The sequence below is a fragment of the Enterobacter wuhouensis genome, from assembly GCF_035835995.1.
Classification (GTDB): domain Bacteria; phylum Pseudomonadota; class Gammaproteobacteria; order Enterobacterales; family Enterobacteriaceae; genus Enterobacter; species Enterobacter wuhouensis.
The window spans coordinates 4,255,619-4,273,378 of the sequence record NZ_CP142124.1 but is presented as its reverse complement, the minus strand read 5'-3'; the positions used below and the strand labels follow the sequence as shown (position 1 = coordinate 4,273,378).

Genomic DNA, 17,760 nt, shown 5'->3' with positions numbered 1-17,760 from the left:
AGCGGTTTTATGACAGAATAATAATCTGGATGGTGCTTCAGACCCGCATAAAATCACTGTTTTTCAGTGTCGGCGCTATAACTGAAAAAAACCATCCGAACATAAGGAAAAGTAATCACGACCGGCGTGAATGAAATTGCAGTAATCTTGATTATTTATTCAAATAAATAAAGGCCGTCCTGGGCGATTGATCCAGGTCATCGCCGACAGAGGCTAAAAATGGCAGGCTTGTCCCCTTTCTTCGGGACGGTCTATCAGATTATGCAGTTACAGAAATTAGTCAATATGTTTGGTGGGGATCTTTTGCAGCGCTATGGGCAAAAGGTTCATAAGCTGACGCTGCACGGCGGCTTTAGCTGCCCGAATCGCGACGGCACTATCGGACGCGGCGGCTGCACCTTCTGTAACGTGGCCTCCTTTGCTGACGAAGCCCAGCAGCATCACTCTATCGCGGAACAGCTTGCGCATCAGGCCAGCCTGGTAAACCGTGCGAAGCAGTATCTGGCCTATTTCCAGGCCTACACCAGCACGTGGGCGGAGGTGCAGGTGCTGCGCTCTATGTACCAGCAGGCCGTCAGCCAGGCCAATATTGTCGGGCTGTGCGTGGGCACGCGCCCGGACTGCGTGCCGGATGCGGTGCTGGATCTGCTCAGCGAATACAAAGAGCTGGGCTATGAGATCTGGCTGGAGCTGGGGCTGCAGACCGCACATGACAAAACCCTGCACCGCATCAATCGCGGGCATGATTTCGCCTGCTACCAGCGCACCACGCGCCTGGCACGCGAGCGCGGGCTGAAGGTCTGCTCCCATCTGATCGTCGGCCTGCCCGGTGAAGGGCAGCAGCACGGCCTTGAGACTCTGGAAAGGGTAGTGGAAACCGGCGTGGACGGCATCAAGCTGCATCCGCTGCACATCGTTACGGGAAGCATTATGGCGAAAGCCTGGGAGGCCGGGCGGTTAGGCGGTATTGAGCTGGAGGACTATACGGTGACGGCGGGGGAGATGATTCGCCACACGCCGCCGGAGATTGTCTACCACCGCATCTCCGCCAGCGCCCGCCGCCCAACGCTTCTGGCACCGCTCTGGTGCGAGAACCGCTGGACGGGGATGCTGGAGATCGACCGCTACCTGCAGGAGCAAGGCGTACAGGGGTCGGCGCTGGGCAGGCCGTGGGTTCCCCGTCTACCGACGACGTCCACCTAACAGGCTCCCCAGCATGCCGCGCACAATCTGATTGGTGACCTGCCGCGCGGCGCTTTTCGCCATGGTCTGCACCACGCCGTCGCGTTTTCCGCCGCGTGGCCCGGTGGTGCCGAACAGGATATCTTTTAGCCCGCCGAGAATGCCGTCATCCACGGCGACAGTCTGGCCTTTGGCGGCTGGGGCATCCTGAGATTCCGCTGTCGCCTGTACGCCCTTCTGCAGCATCTCAAACGCGGACTCCCGGTCCACCTCGTCTTCATACTTGCCGTAAACCGGGGAGTGGTTAATCAGGCCGTTACGTTCATCGTCGGTAACGGGTCCCATCCGCGAGCAGGGCGCGATTACCATGGCGCGTTCCACCACGGACGGGCTGCCCTTGGCATCCAGGAAGGAGATCAGCGCTTCACCGGTGCCCAGCGCCTGGATCGCGGTTTCGGTATCAAAGGCCGGATTGGCGCGCATGGTTTGCGCGGCGGCTTTCACCGCCTTCTGATCTTTCGGCGTAAAGGCGCGCAGGGCGTGCTGCACGCGGTTACCGAGCTGGCCGAGAACGTTATCGGGGATATCCGACGGGTTTTGCGACACAAACCAGACGCCAACGCCTTTAGAGCGGATCAGGCGAATGACCTGTTCAATTTTATCCAGCAATACCTGCGGCGCGTCGTTAAACAGCAGGTGCGCTTCGTCAAAGAAGAACACCAGCTTCGGTTTTTCCAGGTCGCCCGCTTCCGGTAGCTGTTCATACAGTTCGGAGAGCATCCACAGCAGGCTGGCGGCGTAGAGCTTCGGCATCTGGTAGAGCTTTTCTGAACTCAGAATGTTGATGATGCCTTTGCCATTGCTGTCGGTGCGCATCCAGTCTTTGATATCCAGCATCGGCTCGCCGAAGAAGTGCTCGGCCCCCTGTTGCTCCAGCGTCAGTAGCCCGCGCTGAATGGCCCCAACCGAGGCGCTGCTGATGTTGCCGTACTGGTTCTGGAAGGACTTGGCGTTATCGCCGATGTACTGGGTAATGGCGCGCAGATCCTTGAAATCAAGCAGCAGTAACCCCTGATCGTCGGCAATGCGGAAGATGATATTCAGCACGCCGGACTGCACGTCGTTGAGGTTAAGCAGACGGGCCAGCAGCAGCGGGCCGAGATCGGAGACGGTGGCGCGCACCGGATGGCCTTTTTCACCGAAGATATCCCATACCACCACCGGATTGTTATGCGGCGTCCAGTCGGTGATGCCAATATTCTTCAGCCGTTCAAGCAGTTTTTCAGAGGCAGTCCCTTCCTGAGCCACACCGGTTAAATCGCCCTTTACGTCAGCCATAAAGACCGGCACGCCAATCTCTGACAATGATTCCGCCAGCTTTTGCAGGGTGACGGTTTTTCCCGTCCCGGTGGCGCCGGTGATCAAGCCGTGGCGGTTCGCCATCGCGGGCAGTAAAAACAGCTCTTTTTCCAGCGTCCGGGCAATTAACAATGGTGTACTCATGATGCACGTCCTCTCTTAGTCCTGGGTGCAGTATAGGCAACCTGACGGCAAAATGGCTGAGTAAATTGCTGACTTTGCGGCGCATTACCCAGCGCGGACTATGCTTTTGCATACGGTTCACAACATTTTGGGAAGCTATGTCCAGATTCTTTTTTAACGACCGCAAACAGCTGGTCAACGACGCCATTGAAGGTATTCTGATCTCGGCCCCGCGTGGCAACCTCGTCAAGCTTGATATCGACCCGGCGATTCGCGTGGTGGCGCGCGCCGACTGGGATAAAAGCCGCGTGGCGGTGATCTCCGGGGGCGGTTCGGGTCACGAACCGGCGCACGCCGGGTTTGTCGGAAAAGGGATGCTTACGGCGGCGGTATGTGGAGACCTGTTTGCCTCCCCCAGCGTCGATGCGGTGCTAAATGCCATTGTGGCGGTGACGGGCGATCGCGGCTGTCTGCTGATTGTGAAAAACTACACCGGCGACCGTCTGAACTTCGGCCTGGCGGCTGAAAAGGCCAAACGCTACGGGCTGAAGGTCGAGATGGTGATTGTCGCAGACGACATCGCACTGCCGGATAACAAGCAGCCGCGTGGTATCGCGGGAACAGCGCTGGTGCATAAGATTGCGGGCTATGCGGCAGAGCAGGGTAAATCCTTGAGCGACGTGCGGGACATTGCGCAACAGGCCTGCGACAGCCTCTGGAGCCTGGGCGTGGCAATGCAAACCTGCAACCTGCCGGGCAGCGACGATGAAGAGGGGCGCATTAAGCAAGGCCACGTGGAGCTGGGGCTGGGCATTCACGGCGAGCCGGGTGCGTCCGTGGTGGATACGCAAAACAGCAAGGAGATTATCGACACGCTGGTGAAGCCGTTAAAGGCGCAGGCGGGCGAAGGGCGCTTTGCGGTGCTGATTAACAACCTCGGCGGCGTCTCGGCGCTGGAGATGGCGCTGCTGACCAAAGAGCTGGCGCATTCGGCGCTGAAAGACGATATTGCGTATCTCATCGGTCCTGCGCCGCTCGTCAGTGCGCTCGACATGAAGGGGTTTTCGCTCACGCTGCTGAAGCTAAACGATCTCTTTGAAAAAGCGATTCACGCCGAGGTGGAGACGTTGGGTTGGCAAAAGCCCGTAGCGTTTGCGCCGTTGCGCACCGTTTCCCATAGCGCGATCCACGATCGTGTGGAATACACCCCGTCGGACAATCCGCAGGTGAGTGAGTACGTCTCTTCGGTGACGAAGACGCTAATCCAGCTGGAAAACCGCCTGAACGCGCTGGATGCCAAAGTGGGTGATGGCGATACTGGTTCTACTTTTGCGCAAGGCGCGAGGGATATTGCGCAGCGCCTGGAGGAGAACAATCTTCCGCTGAAAGACGTCTCTACGCTGCTGCTGCTGGTGGGCGAGCGGCTGGCGACGGTGATGGGCGGATCGAGCGGGGTATTGATGTCGATCTTCTTCACGGCAGCGGGGCAAAAGCTTCACGATGGGCAGCCGCTGCCGGAGGCGCTGCTGAGCGGGCTGGCGCAGATGAAGCAGTACGGCGGGGCAGATCTCGGCGATCGCACGCTAATCGACGCGCTGCAGCCGGCGCTGGAGGCGTTGCGGAAAGGCGATATCGAGTCAGCGGCGAAGGCCGCGCAGCAGGGCGCGGAGGCCACGGCGAAGATGGCAAAAGCCGGAGCGGGGCGCTCGTCGTACGTGAATAAAGAGAATCTGGACGGCGTGATGGATCCGGGAGCGGTCGCGGTGGCGGAGGTGTTTAAGGCCATGGTAGAAGCAAAACGGTAACAACCGTTACCGTTTTTAGTGTTTGCGCCCTCTCCCAGTGGGAGAGGGTTGGGGTGAGGGCATCAGGCCGCACATTCCCCGGCAATGTCACATCAAAAATCCGCTTTCAGCACCACGCGGTAACGGGCTTTGCCGTCGCGCACGTGCTGGATCGCTTCGTTGATCTTCGACATCGGATACAGCTCGGTGGTCGGTGCCACTTTGGTGCGTCCGGCAAACTTCATCAGCTTGCGCAGTTCATATGGCGTCCCGGTCGCAGAACCGGAAATGCTGCGATCCCCGCCGATCAGGGTAAACGCTGGAACCGGCAGGGGCTTCATTACGGCACCCACGGTGTGGAAGTTACCGCCGTAGGCCAGCGCTTCGAAGTACGGCTGCCAGTCGAGATCGACGTTCACGGTATTGATGATCAGGTCAAACTGACCCGCCAGCGCGTTCAGCGCGTCCGGATCGCGGCTGTTCACCACTTTATCCGCACCCATCGCCAGCACTTCTTTCTCTTTCGCCGGGTTGGAGCTGAACGCCGTCACTTCGCAGCCCATCGCGTGCAGCAGCTTGATGGCGATATGCCCCAGGCCGCCAATACCGATCACGCCCACGCGGCTGGTGGCGGTGATATGGTGCATCAGCAGCGGTTTGAAGACGGTGATACCGCCGCACAGCAGCGGACCGGCGGATTCGATATCAATGCTGTCCGGCAGCGGGATGACCCATTGCCAGTCGGCGCGCAGCTTGTCGGCAAAACCGCCCTTGTTCAGAATGGTGGGAACGGCGCCCTCGAGGCAGTTGATCTGGTTCCCGCTGATACAGGCATCGCAGTGACCACAGCTGCGTGCCGTCCAGCCAATACCCACGCGCTGGCCAACCTTCAGCCCTTTGTCCTGCGCGGCGCTACCGAGCGCCACCACGCGGCCAATGACTTCGTGCCCGGCAACCAGCGGATAGCTGGAGAAGCCCCATTCGTTGTCGATCATCGAGAGATCCGAGTGGCAGATCCCGCAGTAATCAACCTGCACTTCGACGTCTTCTGCTTTTAGTTCGCCCGCATCGTACTCGTACAGCTCAAGTTCTGCACCCGCCTGCGGTGCGGCGTAGCTTTTTATCTTCGACATCGTGTTTCCCCCGTTATGGTGTGAACTGAGAGTGTAGAGCATTCAGTTTACAGCCGCTTAACAGAAGAGGGCAGGAACGAAAGTTACAGACTTTTCAGCATTCTGACTTCGCAGTCAACGTGGCCGGTACAGCCCAGCGGCGCATCGATATGCTCAAAGCCCAGATGCTCATACAGGCCAATAGCCTCTTTGAGGAAGGCGGTGGTTTCGAGGTAACAGCGCTTAAAACCCTGGGTGCGCGCGTGCTCAAGGGCAACGAGCGCCAGCTTCTTCGCCAGGCCCTGCCCACGCACAGACGGCAGGAAATACATTTTCTGTAGCTCGCAGATGTCCGGCTCGCTGCAGCTGAGTGGCGCAACGCCGCCGCCGCCTACGACCTTGCCATCCTGCTCAAGTATCCAGTAGGCGTGGCCCGGCTGGCTGTAGAGCTGGAACAGTTCGTCCAGGTTCGGGTCGGCAACCGTGTAGCCTTTGTCAGCGGTCAGGCCGTATTCGGCGGAAACGGTGCGGATAACGGCGGCGATAGCCCGGTTATCCTGCTCGGCGATCGGGCGCATTGTCGTCGCGACGGGGGTAATCACGCTCATAGCATTACTCATTACAAAAATTGACACACAACTGCTGTTAATAGCACCGCAGAAAGGGGAGTGCAAGCGAGGAGTTTTCAGGAAGGTTACCCCTTACGCCCTGAAGCGTAAGGGGTAAAAGCATTACAGGGCGGCAATAACCGCCTGCTGCTCAATCAGCTTGGTCTTCGCATCGGCGAAAGCAACCAGGCGTTCACGCTCTTTGGCGATGACCGCTTCCGGCGCGCGGGCGACAAAGCCTTCATTCGCCAGCTTGCTTTCGATTTTGCCAATTTCCACGTCGACTTTCGCCACTTCTTTCGCCAGACGCGCCAGCTCGGCGTCTTTGTCGATCAGGCCCGCCATCGGGATCAGCAGCTCGGCGCCGTCGATGATTTTGGTCACGGAAACCGGGCCTTTGTCATCCGCAGGCAGCACGGTGATGCTTTCCAGACGCGCCATGGTTTTCAGGAAGGTGTTGTTCTCGCTGACGCGACGAACGGCAGCCTCGCTGCAGCCGCGCAGCAGCAGCTCAAGCGGTTTTCCTGGGGCAATGTTCATCTCAGCACGAATATTACGTACCGCAACGATCGCCTGCTTCAGCCACTCGGTGTCCGCAGACGCCGCTTCATCAACCTTCGCCGCATCGAATTCCGGGAACGGCTGCAGCATGATAGTGTCAGCGTTGATGCCTGCAATCACCTTCACGCGCTGCCAGATGGTTTCGGTGATGAATGGAATGACCGGATGCGCCAGGCGCAGCAGGCCTTCCAGAACGGTAATCAGCGTGTTGCGCGTGCCGCGCAGTTCCGCCTCAGTTCCGCCGTTCATCACCGGCTTCGCCAGCTCCAGATACCAGTCGCAGAACTGGTTCCAGGTGAACTCGTACAGGATGCCCGCCGCGATGTCGAAGCGGTAGCTGTCCAGCGCCTCACGGAACGCTTTCACCGTCTGGTTGAATTCCGCCAGGATCCAGCGGTCCGCCAGCGACAGGGTCATTTCGCCGCCGTTGAAGCCGCAGTCCTGATCTTCGGTGTTCATCAGCACGAAGCGGCTGGCGTTCCACAGCTTGTTACAGAAGTTACGGTAACCTTCCAGACGCTTCATGTCCCAGTTGATGTCGCGGCCGGTAGAAGCCAGCGCCGCCAGGGTGAAGCGCAGGGCGTCGGTACCGTGAGACTCGATCCCGTTCGGGAACTGCTTCTCGGTGCGCTTGCGGATTTTCTCTGCCAGCTGCGGCTGCATCATGTTGCCGGTACGTTTTTCCAGCAGGTCTTCCAGAGAGATACCGTCAACCATATCTAGCGGGTCAATCACGTTACCCTTGGACTTGGACATCTTCTGGCCTTCGTCGTCGCGGATCAGACCGGTCATGTAGACGGTATGGAAAGGAACCTGCGGCTTGCCGTCTTCGTCTTTGATGAAGTGCATGGTCATCATGATCATGCGGGCAATCCAGAAGAAGATGATGTCGAAGCCGGAGACCATCACGCTGGTTGGGTGGAACTGACGCAGCGCGTCGGTATTTTCTGGCCAGCCGAGGGTGGAGAAGGTCCACAGCGCGGAGGAGAACCAGGTGTCCAGCACGTCTTCGTCCTGACGCAGCGCAACGTCCGCGCTCAGGTTGTTTTCCTGACGCACTTCGTCTTCGGTGCGGCCAACGTAGACGTTGCCTTCGTTGTCGTACCACGCCGGGATACGGTGACCCCACCACAGCTGACGGGAGATACACCAGTCCTGAATGTCACGCATCCAGGAGAAGTACATGTTTTCGTACTGCTTCGGTACGAACTGAATGCTGCCGTTCTCAACCGCTTCAACAGCCGGTTTCGCCAGCACGTCGGCACGCACGTACCACTGATCGGTCAGCATCGGCTCGATAACCACACCGCCACGGTCGCCGTACGGCACGGTCAGATCGTGAGGTTTGATCTCTTCCAGCAGGCCGAGCGCGTCAACGGCAGCCACAATCGCTTTACGCGCGGCAAAACGTTCCATCTTCTGGAACTCAGCCGGGATAGCGTTGGAGTAAACGTCGGACTCTTCGCCTTTGGTGTCGTACACTTCTGCGCTTTCGCGGATATCGCCGTCGAAGGTCAGAATATTGATCATCGGCAGGGCGTGACGACGACCCACTTCATAGTCGTTAAAGTCGTGCGCCGGGGTGATTTTCACGCAGCCGGTGCCTTTTTCCATGTCGGCGTGTTCGTCGCCCACAATCGGAATGCGGCGGTCAACCAGCGGCAGCACCACGAATTTGCCGATCAGGTCTTTATAGCGCGGATCTTCCGGGTTAACGGCCACGCCGGTATCGCCCAGCAGGGTTTCCGGACGGGTGGTCGCGACCACCAGGTAATCTTTACCGTCGGCGGTTTTTGCGCCGTCGGCCAGCGGATAGCGGATGTGCCACATGGAGCCTTTAGACTCGCGGTTTTCCACTTCCAGGTCAGAGATGGCGGTACGCAGTTTCGGGTCCCAGTTTACCAGGCGCTTGCCGCGGTAAATCAGGTCTTCTTTGTACAGGCGCACGAAGACTTCTTTCACGGCGTTGGACAGGCCTTCGTCCATGGTGAAGCGCTCGCGCTCCCAGTCCACGGAGTTGCCGAGACGGCGCATCTGACGGGTAATGGTGCCGCCGGATTCCGCCTTCCACTGCCAGATTTTATCGATGAACGCATCGCGACCGTAGTCGTGACGGGTTTTACCTTCTTCAGCGGCAATTTTACGCTCTACCACCATCTGGGTCGCGATACCCGCGTGGTCCGTCCCCGCCTGCCACAGGGTGTTTTTGCCCTGCATGCGCTGGTAGCGGATCATGGTGTCCATGATGGTTTGCTGGAAAGCATGACCCATGTGCAAACTGCCGGTGACGTTCGGCGGCGGGATCATGATGCAGAAGGACTCTTTGCTTTCGTCGCCGTTAGGCTTGAAATAGCCCTGCTTTTCCCAGTGCTCGTAAAGCGGCTGTTCGATATCGCGTGGGTTGTATGTTTTTTCCATTATGTCCAGGTTGCCGTATTCAGGTTAAAACCAGCCAGGCGGTACGCTTTATAGCGTTCGCGCGCCAGTTGTTTCAAAGATTCTTCGTAAGGGACAAAGTCTACCACTTCTGTGAAAGCGGTGGCAAAATCTGCAAAGTCTATCCGCAGGCTAATCAGAATATCGCGCGCGCTGCTGTTGCGCTTCTGCGGCCAGGCAATTTCTACCGGTGCGCCGCCGCGCGGACCTTCGCCCGACAGGTTATGCGGCACAAAGCTCTCCGCCGGGCGCGCCCACAGCGCTTCATCAAGGCGAATCGCCTGCTGCTCATCTTCACAGGCGATCAACACGCGTTTGCCTGCGCGCCAACGTTCTGCGGCAATTTCACACACCAGCTGTTCGACGGCGCTGAGGCCATCCTGATGGGTGTCGTTGTCCAGAAGGTAGAACGTTGCATTCTTCATATATGGGGCTTCTTGTCGTGGATTTAAATGCAAAGCCGGGTGGCGCTACGCTTACCCGGCCTACGGTTGAGTGATGCTGTAGGCCGGGTAAGGCGAAGCCGCCACCCGGCGTTTACATCACTCGTCGCCGTTAAAACCCGCACGATTGAGCAGGAACTGCGACAGCAGCGCCACCGGACGGCCGGTTGCGCCTTTGGCTTTACCGGAGCGCCATGCGGTGCCCGCGATATCCAGGTGTGCCCAGTTGTACTTGCGGGTGAAGCGTGCCAGGAAGCAGCCCGCGGTGATCGCCCCGCCAGGACGACCGCCGATATTCGCCATATCCGCAAAGTTGGACTCCAGCTGCTCCTGGAACTCATCGCCCAGCGGCAGGCGCCACGCGCGGTCACCGGCCTGTTCGGACGCGCCGATCAGCTCGTGCGCCAGCGGGTTGTGGTTCGACATCAGGCCGGTGATGTGGTGGCCCAGGGCGATCACGCAGGCGCCGGTCAGCGTTGCCACGTCGATTACCGCTTCAGGCTCGAAGCGCTCAACGTAGGTCAGCACGTCGCACAGCACCAGACGGCCTTCGGCGTCGGTATTTAGCACTTCAACGGTCTGGCCGGACATGGTGGTCAGCACGTCGCCCGGACGATAAGCGCGACCCCCAGGCATGTTTTCACAGCCTGCCAGCACGCCGATGACGTTAATCGGCAGTTGAAGTTCAGCCACCATGCGCATCACGCCATACACCGCCGCTGCGCCGCACATGTCGTACTTCATCTCGTCCATGCCTTCGGCAGGCTTGATGGAGATACCGCCGGAGTCAAAGGTCAGGCCTTTACCGACCAGCACGATCGGGCGCGCGTCTTCGGACGGGTTGCCCTTGTACTCGATAACGGACATCAGGGATTCGTTCTGAGAGCCGTTGCCAACCGCCAGGTAAGAGTGCATCCCCAGCTCTTTCATCTGCTGTTCGCCGATGACGCGGGTGATGACGTTCTTGCTGTAGGAATCGGCCAGCTGTCGCGCCTGAGAGGCCAGATACGCGGCGTTGCAGATGTTTGGCGGCATGTTGCCAAGATCTTTCGCGGCTTTGATACCGGCGGCAATTGCCAGGCCGTGCTGGATCGCGCGCTCGCCGCTCGTCAGCTCGCGACGGGTTGGGACGTTAAAGACCATTTTACGCAGCGGGCGACGCGGCTCGCTTTTATTGGTCTTCAGCTGGTCGAAGCTGTAAAGGCTCTCTTTTGCCGTCTCAACGGCCTGGCGCACTTTCCAATAGGTGTTACGGCCTTTGACGTGCAGTTCGGTCAGGAAGCAGACGGCTTCCATCGAGCCGGTATCATTCAGCGTATTAATAGTTTTCTGAATAACCTGCTTGTACTGACGCTCGTCCAGCTCGCGCTCTTTGCCGCAGCCAATCAGCAGAATTCGCTCTGACAGGACGTTCGGAACATGGTGCAGTAACAGCGTCTGCCCAGGTTTGCCTTCCAGTTCGCCACGGCGCAGCAGGGCGCTGATGTAGCCGTCGCTGATTTTATCGAGTTGCTCGGCGATCGGGGAGAGTCGGCGCGGTTCAAAGACGCCCACAACGATGCAGGCACTCCGCTGTTTCTCCGGGCTACCGCTTTTTACACTGAACTCCATGCACTACGCTCCTGAATCTTAAAGACAACGGCGGCGGCTACGGATAGAATTGAAACCTTTCGTAACTCATGTCCGCTGTTGTGGTGACTTCGTGTTAATCTTACGTTATTACGGTTTCGACACGTCAGAAAAAGTCCTGAAGCGTGAATCCGCCGGATGTTTTAATCTTAGCGATGATTTCGACGACTCAAGAGAATAAATGACGTTTAAGCCATGAAACAAGCGATTTTCCAGCAAAGAGACGGGTTTTTACGGGCGTATTTAAAGTGATAATCATAAGATATCTGGTGCGGGAGACGCTCAAAAGCCAACTGGCGATCCTCTTTATCCTGCTGCTGATTTTTTTCTGTCAGAAGCTGGTTAAGATCCTCGGTGCGGCCGTTGACGGTGAAATTCCTACGAATCTGGTGCTTTCCCTGCTTGGGTTAGGCGTCCCGGAAATGGCGCAGCTTATTCTACCGCTGAGCCTTTTCCTTGGCCTGCTCATGACGCTGGGAAGACTCTACACCGAAAGTGAAATCACGGTGATGCATGCCTGCGGCTTGAGCAAAGCCGTGCTGCTGAAAGCTGCTTTTGTTCTGGCGCTGTTTACCGGCATCGTTGCCGCCGTGAACGTCATGTGGGCGGGCCCTATGTCCTCTCGCCATCAGGATGAAGTCCTGGCCGAAGCCAAGGCGAACCCCGGTATGGCGGCATTGGCGCAGGGTCAGTTCCAGCAGGCAACCGACGGTAACTCCGTTCTGTTCATCGAGAGCGTCGACGGCAGCAAATTTAACGACGTCTTCCTGGCCCAGTTGCGCACCAAAGGCAACGCGCGCCCGTCGGTGGTGGTTGCCGATTCCGGTCAGCTTGCCCAGCGTAAAGACGGTTCTCAGGTCGTCACGCTGAACAAGGGGACGCGTTTCGAAGGCACCGCGATGCTGCGCGATTTCCGCATCACCGATTTCCAGAACTATCAGGCCATTATCGGCCACCAGGCCGTCGCGCTGGACCCCAGTGATACCGAGCAGATGGATATGCGCACCCTGTGGAATACCGATACTGACAGAGCGCGTGCAGAGTTCCACTGGCGTATCACCCTCGTATTCACCGTATTTATGATGGCATTTATTGTGGTGCCGCTGAGCGTGGTAAACCCACGTCAGGGCCGCGTGCTGTCGATGCTGCCGGCGATGCTGCTTTATCTCGTGTATTTCCTGCTGCAGACCTCGATTCGCTCTAACGGCGCGAAAGGGAAGCTGGATCCGATGATCTGGACGTGGGCGATCAACAGCCTGTACATCCTGCTGGCGCTGGGATTAAACCTGTGGGATACGGTGCCGATGCGCCGCATTCGTGCCCGATTCTCGCGTAAAGGAGCGTTGTAATGCAGGCGTTTGGCGTTCTCGATCGCTATATCGGTAAAACGATTTTCTCCACCATCATGATGACGTTGTTCATGCTGGTGTCGCTCTCCGGCATTATCAAGTTTGTCGATCAGCTGAAAAAAGCCGGGCAGGGCAGCTACGACGCGCTGGGCGCAGGAATGTATACCCTGCTCAGCGTGCCGAAAGATGTGCAGATCTTCTTCCCGATGGCGGCGCTGCTTGGCGCGCTGCTGGGGCTGGGGATGCTGGCACAGCGTAGCGAACTGGTGGTGATGCAGGCATCGGGCTTTACCCGTATGCAGGTTGCGCTCTCGGTCATGAAAACCGCGATCCCGCTGGTTCTGCTAACCATGGCGATTGGCGAGTGGGTGGCACCGCAGGGTGAGCAGATGGCGCGTAACTATCGCGCGCAGGCCATGTACGGTGGTTCACTGCTCTCCACTCAGCAAGGGCTATGGGCGAAAGATGGTAAAAACTTCGTCTACATCGAACGGGTTAAAGGCGATGACGAACTGGGCGGCGTAAGCATTTATGCCTTCAACGATGAGCGCCGTCTGCTGTCCGTACGTCACGCCTCATCGGCAAAATTTGATGCTGAACATAAGCAGTGGCGTCTGTCGCAGGTGGATGAGTCTGACCTGACGAATCCAAAACAGATCACCGGTTCACAGACGGTATCGGGTACGTGGAAGACCAACCTGACGCCCGACAAGCTTGGGGTGGTTGCGCTTGATCCCGATGCGCTGTCGATTAGCGGTCTGCATAACTACGTGAAGTACCTGAAGTCGAGCGGACAGGATGCCGGACGCTATCAGCTCAACATGTGGAGCAAAATCTTCCAGCCGATGTCGGTGGCGGTCATGATGCTGATGGCGCTGTCGTTCATCTTCGGGCCGTTGCGCAGCGTGCCGATGGGCGTGCGCGTCGTGACCGGTATCAGCTTCGGCTTCGTGTTCTACGTTCTTGACCAGATCTTCGGTCCGCTGACTCTGGTGTACGGCATTCCGCCGATTATCGGTGCGCTGCTGCCGAGCGCCAGCTTCCTGCTGATCAGCCTCTGGCTGCTGCTGAGACGTTCCTGACCTTCCTCTCCTCGCCCCCGTTTCTCCGGGGGCGAGGCTAATCTCCTGTTTCACCCCGCACTTTTTCTCACAACCTTCAACGCCTCGCCGTGAATTTGAGTATTATTGAGCGATAAAGTCGTGAAGGGATCTTCTATGAAGCAAATTCGAATGCTCGCCCAGTACTACGTCGACCTGATGATGAAGCTTGGGCTGGTGCGGTTCTCCATGCTGTTGGCCTTGGCGCTGGTTGTTCTGGCCATTGTCGTGCAAATGGCTGTCACCATGGTTCTGCACGGTCAGGTCGAAAGTATCGACGTGATCCGATCTATCTTCTTCGGCCTGTTGATTACCCCCTGGGCGGTCTATTTCCTGTCCGTGGTGGTTGAACAGCTGGAAGAGTCGCGCCAGCGCCTGTCTAAGCTGGTGGATAAGCTGGAGGAGATGCGCGAGCGCGATCTGAAACTGAACGTTCAGCTGAAGGACAACATTGCCCAGCTTAATCAGGAGATCTCGGATCGTGAGAAGGCAGAGGCCGAGCGCCAGACCACGCTGGAGCAGCTTAAAATTGAAATGAAAGAGCGTGAGGTCACGCAAATTCAGCTTGAGCAGCAATCCTCCTTCCTGCGCTCTTTCCTGGATGCTTCGCCGGATCTGGTGTTCTACCGCAACGAAGATAAAGAGTTTTCCGGCTGTAACCGCGCCATGGAGCTGTTGACCGGGAAAAGCGAAAAACAGCTGATCAACCTCAAGCCGCAGGATGTCTATTCTGAAGAGGCGGCAGCAAAAGTGATGGAGACGGATGAAAAGGTCTTCCGCCACAACGTCTCGCTGACCTACGAACAGTGGCTGGATTATCCGGACGGGCGCAAGGCCTGCTTTGAAATCCGTAAGGTCCCGTACTATGATCGCGTGGGCAAACGCCACGGGCTGATGGGCTTTGGCCGCGATATTACCGAGCGTAAGCGCTATCAGGATGCGCTCGAGCGCGCCAGCCGTGACAAAACCACCTTTATCTCGACCATTAGCCACGAACTGCGCACGCCGCTCAACGGCATCGTAGGGCTGAGCCGTATTCTGCTGGATACCGACCTGACCGATGAGCAGGAAAAATACCTGAAGACGATCCACGTCTCGGCGGTGACGCTGGGTAATATCTTCAACGATATTATCGACATGGATAAAATGGAGCGTCGTAAAGTTCAGCTTGATAATCAGCCGGTTGATTTTACGGGCTTCCTCGCTGACCTGGAGAACCTCTCAGGGCTGCAGGCTCAGCAAAAAGGGCTGAGCTTCGTGATGGAACCGACCCTGCCGCTGCCGCATAAAGTGGTGACGGACGGCACGCGTCTGCGCCAGATCCTGTGGAACCTGATCAGTAACGCCGTGAAGTTCACCCAGAAGGGGCGGGTTGCCGTGCGCATTCGCTATGACGAAGGTGACATGCTGCACTTCGAGGTGGAAGACTCAGGGATTGGTATTCCGCAGGAGGAGCAGGACAAAATCTTCGCAATGTATTATCAGGTAAAAGACAGCAATGGCGGTAAGCCTGCAACCGGTACGGGGATTGGCCTGGCGGTGTCTAAACGTCTGGCGAAGAGCATGGGCGGGGACATCACCGTTGCCAGCCAGACGGGAAAAGGTTCAACCTTTACCCTCACGGTACATGCGCCTGCGGTCGCTGAAGAGGTTGAAGATACCTTTGAGAGCGACGATATGCCGCTGCCGGCGCTGCACGTGCTGCTGGTGGAAGACATCGAGCTGAACGTTATCGTGGCGCGCTCCGTTCTCGAAAAGCTGGGTAACAGCGTGGACGTGGCGATGACCGGTAAAGCCGCGCTGGAGATGTTCACTCCTGGCGAATATGACCTTGTTCTGCTGGATATTCAGCTGCCGGACATGACCGGGCTGGATATTTCTCGCGAACTGACGAGCAAGTATGCCGCCGAGGATCTGCCGCCGCTGGTGGCGCTGACGGCGAACGTGCTGAAGGACAAAAAAGAGTACCTCGATGCCGGTATGGATGATGTGCTCAGCAAGCCGCTGGCGGTGCCTGCCCTGACCGCCATGATCAAGAAGTTCTGGGATACCCGTGATGAAGAGGAGAGCACCATGACGTCTGTTGATAGCGCTAAAGCCCAAACGATACTGGATACCGCGATGCTGGAGCAGTATATCGACCTGGTGGGGCCTAAACTGATTACCGATGGCCTGGCCGTATTCGAAAAAATGATGCCGGGTTATTTAAGCGTGCTGGAATCTAACCTGACCGCGCGCGATCGGAAAGGCATTGTGGAAGAAGGGCATAAGATTAAAGGGGCCGCGGGGTCGGTTGGGCTACGCCACCTGCAGCAGCTGGGCCAACAGATTCAGTCGCCTGATTTACCTGCATGGGAAGATAACGTAGGTGATTGGGTTGAAGAGATGAAACAAGAGTGGCAGAACGATGTGGCGGTGCTGAAAGCCTGGGTGGACGCCAGAAAAAAATGACCCCGGCTTAACCGGGGTGCGCGAATACTGCGCCAACACCAGGGAAATCGTGGCTGCGCCTGATTTTTTGTGTTGTTTTCGCTTGGACGCCGCCTGAATATTTAGGCCGCACGCAAATAAGATAGCAAATCTTAAATGGTTTGTTACATGAATCAGTGAAATGTGTGAAGCATAGCGTTTTAATCAGAATTATTAATGTGCTTCAGCACGTTGCATAGAAGGATCGTCATGATGAAAAAGATTGGTGTCGTGCTCAGCGGCTGCGGTGTTTACGATGGTTCGGAAATACACGAAGCCGTAATCACGCTGCTGGCATTATCGCGCCGGGGCGCTGAGGTGGTCTGCTTCGCGCCGGATAAAAACCAGGCGGATGTGATTAATCATCTTACCGGTGAACCGATGGCGGAAAACCGCAACGTGCTGATTGAAGCGGCGCGAATTGTCCGCGGAGATATTCATCCTCTGATTGAGGCTGATGCCGCCGAGCTAGATGCCTTAATCGTGCCGGGCGGCTTTGGCGCAGCCAAAAATCTCAGCACCTTCGCCACTCAGGGGGCGGAGTGCCAGGTCGATCCAGATTTAAAAGCGCTGTCACAGGCGATGCATGCGGCAGGCAAGCCGCTGGGCTTTATCTGTATCGCGCCGGCGATGCTGCCCGCTATTTTTGATTTCCCCCTGCGCCTGACTATCGGGACGGATATTGATACCGCAGAGCTTGTCGACGAGATGGGTGGCGAACACGTGCCTTGCCCGGTCGATGACATTGTGGTCGATGAAGACAACAAAATTGTCACCACGCCTGCGTATATGCTGGCGCAAAACATCGCTGAGGCCGCTGCGGGTATCGAAAAGCTGGTGGACAGAGTGTTGGTTCTCGCTGAATGAGCCGTAAATATTCCGCAGGAGCGTGGGTAAAACGTATCCTGCTTCGCATTGTGCTTGTGCTGGCGGTGTTCTGGGGCGGCGGGATTGCCCTGTTCGGCATTCTGCCGGTTCCCTTTTCCGCCGTCATGATTGAGCGTCAGGTCAGCGCATGGTTCACCGGTGATTTCAGCTACGTTGCGCATTCTGACTGGGTGAGCATGGATGAGATCTCTCCGTTCATGGGGCTGGCGGTGATCGCCGCAGAGGATCAGAAATTCCCAGAGCACTGGGGTTTCGACGTGGCCGCTATCGAGAAGGCGCTTGCCCATAACGAACGTCACGAAAACCGGGTGCGCGGCGCATCGACCCTTTCGCAGCAGACCGCCAAAAACCTGTTTTTATGGGATGGCCGAAGCTGGGTGCGCAAAGGGCTCGAAGCAGGGCTAACGCTGGGCGTCGAAACGGTCTGGAGCAAGAAGCGTATTCTGACCGTCTATCTGAATATCGCGGAGTTTGGCGACGGCGTATTTGGCGTTGAGGCCGCCTCACAGCGTTACTTCAATAAACCAGCCAGCCGTTTGAGTATGTCTGAAGCCGCGCTGCTTGCCGCCGTTCTGCCGAATCCCATCAAGTTCAAAGCCAGCGCTCCCTCGGGATACGTGCGGAGCCGTCAGGCGTGGATTATGCGCCAGATGCGTCAGCTGGGTGGGGAAGGTTTTATGGAGCGTAACAACTTAATGTAGGGCGGGTAAGCGCAGC

Annotated in this window: 13 protein-coding genes; 7 read left to right on the top strand and 6 right to left on the bottom strand. The window is 57.5% G+C overall.

From position 1 onward, the window contains the following. The first annotated feature begins 261 nt into the window (after positions 1-261). Positions 262-1,203 (top strand): tRNA modification radical SAM protein MnmL/YtqA, encoded by a 942-nt coding sequence (locus VPX56_RS20355; RefSeq protein ID WP_131635357.1) that lies wholly within the window; start codon positions 262-264, stop codon positions 1,201-1,203. Here the strand turns inward: VPX56_RS20355 and VPX56_RS20350 are convergent. After that, positions 1,183-2,685 (bottom strand): helicase HerA-like C-terminal domain-containing protein, encoded by a 1,503-nt coding sequence (locus VPX56_RS20350; protein WP_131635284.1) that lies wholly within the window; start codon positions 2,683-2,685, stop codon positions 1,183-1,185. The two genes, VPX56_RS20355 and VPX56_RS20350, sit on opposite strands and share 21 nt — an antisense overlap. 137 nt (positions 2,686-2,822) lie before the next feature. Between VPX56_RS20350 and VPX56_RS20345 the strand changes: the two genes are divergently transcribed. Beyond that, entirely contained in the window at positions 2,823-4,469 is a 1,647-nt protein-coding gene (locus VPX56_RS20345; RefSeq protein WP_326468603.1) for a dihydroxyacetone kinase subunit DhaK, read from the top strand. Between the two features lie 92 nt (positions 4,470-4,561). Here the strand turns inward: VPX56_RS20345 and ahr are convergent, their stop codons facing one another. From ahr to pepA, 5 genes are all read right to left on the bottom strand, one after another. Next, positions 4,562-5,581, bottom strand: a complete 1,020-nt coding sequence (ahr, locus tag VPX56_RS20340; RefSeq protein WP_008502818.1) for an NADPH-dependent aldehyde reductase Ahr — start codon at positions 5,579-5,581, stop codon at positions 4,562-4,564. Between the two features lie 83 nt (positions 5,582-5,664). Continuing rightward, positions 5,665-6,168 (bottom strand): GNAT family N-acetyltransferase, encoded by a 504-nt coding sequence (locus VPX56_RS20335; RefSeq protein WP_131635287.1) that lies wholly within the window; start codon positions 6,166-6,168, stop codon positions 5,665-5,667. Between the two features lie 123 nt (positions 6,169-6,291). After that, positions 6,292-9,147 (bottom strand): valine--tRNA ligase, encoded by a 2,856-nt coding sequence (locus VPX56_RS20330; RefSeq protein ID WP_326468601.1) that lies wholly within the window; start codon positions 9,145-9,147, stop codon positions 6,292-6,294. Then, the gene (gene holC / locus VPX56_RS20325) at positions 9,147-9,590 is read right to left on the bottom strand and encodes a DNA polymerase III subunit chi (protein WP_131635289.1); all 444 of its coding nucleotides are present in this window, start codon (positions 9,588-9,590) and stop codon (positions 9,147-9,149) included. The genes VPX56_RS20330 and holC overlap by 1 nt, the downstream gene beginning before the upstream one ends. 117 nt (positions 9,591-9,707) lie before the next feature. Beyond that, positions 9,708-11,219: a leucyl aminopeptidase gene (pepA, locus tag VPX56_RS20320; protein ID WP_010436084.1), complete on the bottom strand. Its 1,512-nt coding sequence runs from the start codon at positions 11,217-11,219 to the stop codon at positions 9,708-9,710. A 266-nt stretch (positions 11,220-11,485) separates the two neighbouring features. Here pepA and lptF point away from each other — a divergent pair, with 266 nt between their 5' ends. The 5 genes from lptF to mtgA all read left to right on the top strand — a co-directional run bounded on the left by lptF (position 11,486) and on the right by mtgA (position 17,744). Continuing rightward, positions 11,486-12,586, top strand: a complete 1,101-nt coding sequence (gene lptF, locus VPX56_RS20315) for an LPS export ABC transporter permease LptF (protein WP_131635290.1) — start codon at positions 11,486-11,488, stop codon at positions 12,584-12,586. After that, positions 12,586-13,668 carry an LPS export ABC transporter permease LptG gene (lptG, locus tag VPX56_RS20310; RefSeq protein WP_131635291.1) on the top strand — a complete coding sequence of 361 codons (1,083 nt, stop codon included), beginning with the start codon at positions 12,586-12,588 and terminating at the stop codon, positions 13,666-13,668. The genes lptF and lptG overlap by 1 nt, the downstream gene beginning before the upstream one ends. A 135-nt stretch (positions 13,669-13,803) precedes the next feature. Beyond that, positions 13,804-16,137, top strand: a complete 2,334-nt coding sequence (arcB, locus tag VPX56_RS20305) for an aerobic respiration two-component sensor histidine kinase ArcB (RefSeq protein WP_263610407.1) — start codon at positions 13,804-13,806, stop codon at positions 16,135-16,137. A 231-nt stretch (positions 16,138-16,368) separates the two neighbouring features. Then, the gene (gene elbB, locus VPX56_RS20300) at positions 16,369-17,022 is read left to right on the top strand and encodes an isoprenoid biosynthesis glyoxalase ElbB (protein WP_326472148.1); all 654 of its coding nucleotides are present in this window, start codon (positions 16,369-16,371) and stop codon (positions 17,020-17,022) included. Next, on the top strand, positions 17,019-17,744 hold the full coding sequence (gene mtgA / locus VPX56_RS20295; RefSeq protein WP_131635294.1) for a monofunctional biosynthetic peptidoglycan transglycosylase: 726 nt from the start codon (positions 17,019-17,021) through the stop codon (positions 17,742-17,744). The genes elbB and mtgA overlap by 4 nt, the downstream gene beginning before the upstream one ends. Positions 17,745-17,760 lie beyond the last annotated feature (16 nt).

Excerpts from the sequence above, each read along its gene's own strand:
- elbB (WP_326472148.1), top strand. The coding sequence starts at position 16,369 with ATGAAAAAGATTGGTGTCGTGCTCAGCGGCTGCGGTGTTTACGATGGT.
- holC (WP_131635289.1), bottom strand. The coding sequence starts at position 9,590 with ATGAAGAATGCAACGTTCTACCTTCTGGACAACGACACCCATCAGGAT.
- arcB (WP_263610407.1), top strand. The coding sequence starts at position 13,804 with ATGAAGCAAATTCGAATGCTCGCCCAGTACTACGTCGACCTGATGATG.
- VPX56_RS20330 (WP_326468601.1), bottom strand. The coding sequence starts at position 9,147 with ATGGAAAAAACATACAACCCACGCGATATCGAACAGCCGCTTTACGAG.
- mtgA (WP_131635294.1), top strand. The coding sequence starts at position 17,019 with ATGAGCCGTAAATATTCCGCAGGAGCGTGGGTAAAACGTATCCTGCTT.
- lptG (WP_131635291.1), top strand. The coding sequence starts at position 12,586 with ATGCAGGCGTTTGGCGTTCTCGATCGCTATATCGGTAAAACGATTTTC.
- VPX56_RS20355 (WP_131635357.1), top strand. The coding sequence starts at position 262 with ATGCAGTTACAGAAATTAGTCAATATGTTTGGTGGGGATCTTTTGCAG.
- ahr (WP_008502818.1), bottom strand. The coding sequence starts at position 5,581 with ATGTCGAAGATAAAAAGCTACGCCGCACCGCAGGCGGGTGCAGAACTT.
- pepA (WP_010436084.1), bottom strand. The coding sequence starts at position 11,219 with ATGGAGTTCAGTGTAAAAAGCGGTAGCCCGGAGAAACAGCGGAGTGCC.
- VPX56_RS20335 (WP_131635287.1), bottom strand. The coding sequence starts at position 6,168 with ATGAGCGTGATTACCCCCGTCGCGACGACAATGCGCCCGATCGCCGAG.
- VPX56_RS20345 (WP_326468603.1), top strand. The coding sequence starts at position 2,823 with ATGTCCAGATTCTTTTTTAACGACCGCAAACAGCTGGTCAACGACGCC.
- VPX56_RS20350 (WP_131635284.1), bottom strand. The coding sequence starts at position 2,685 with ATGAGTACACCATTGTTAATTGCCCGGACGCTGGAAAAAGAGCTGTTT.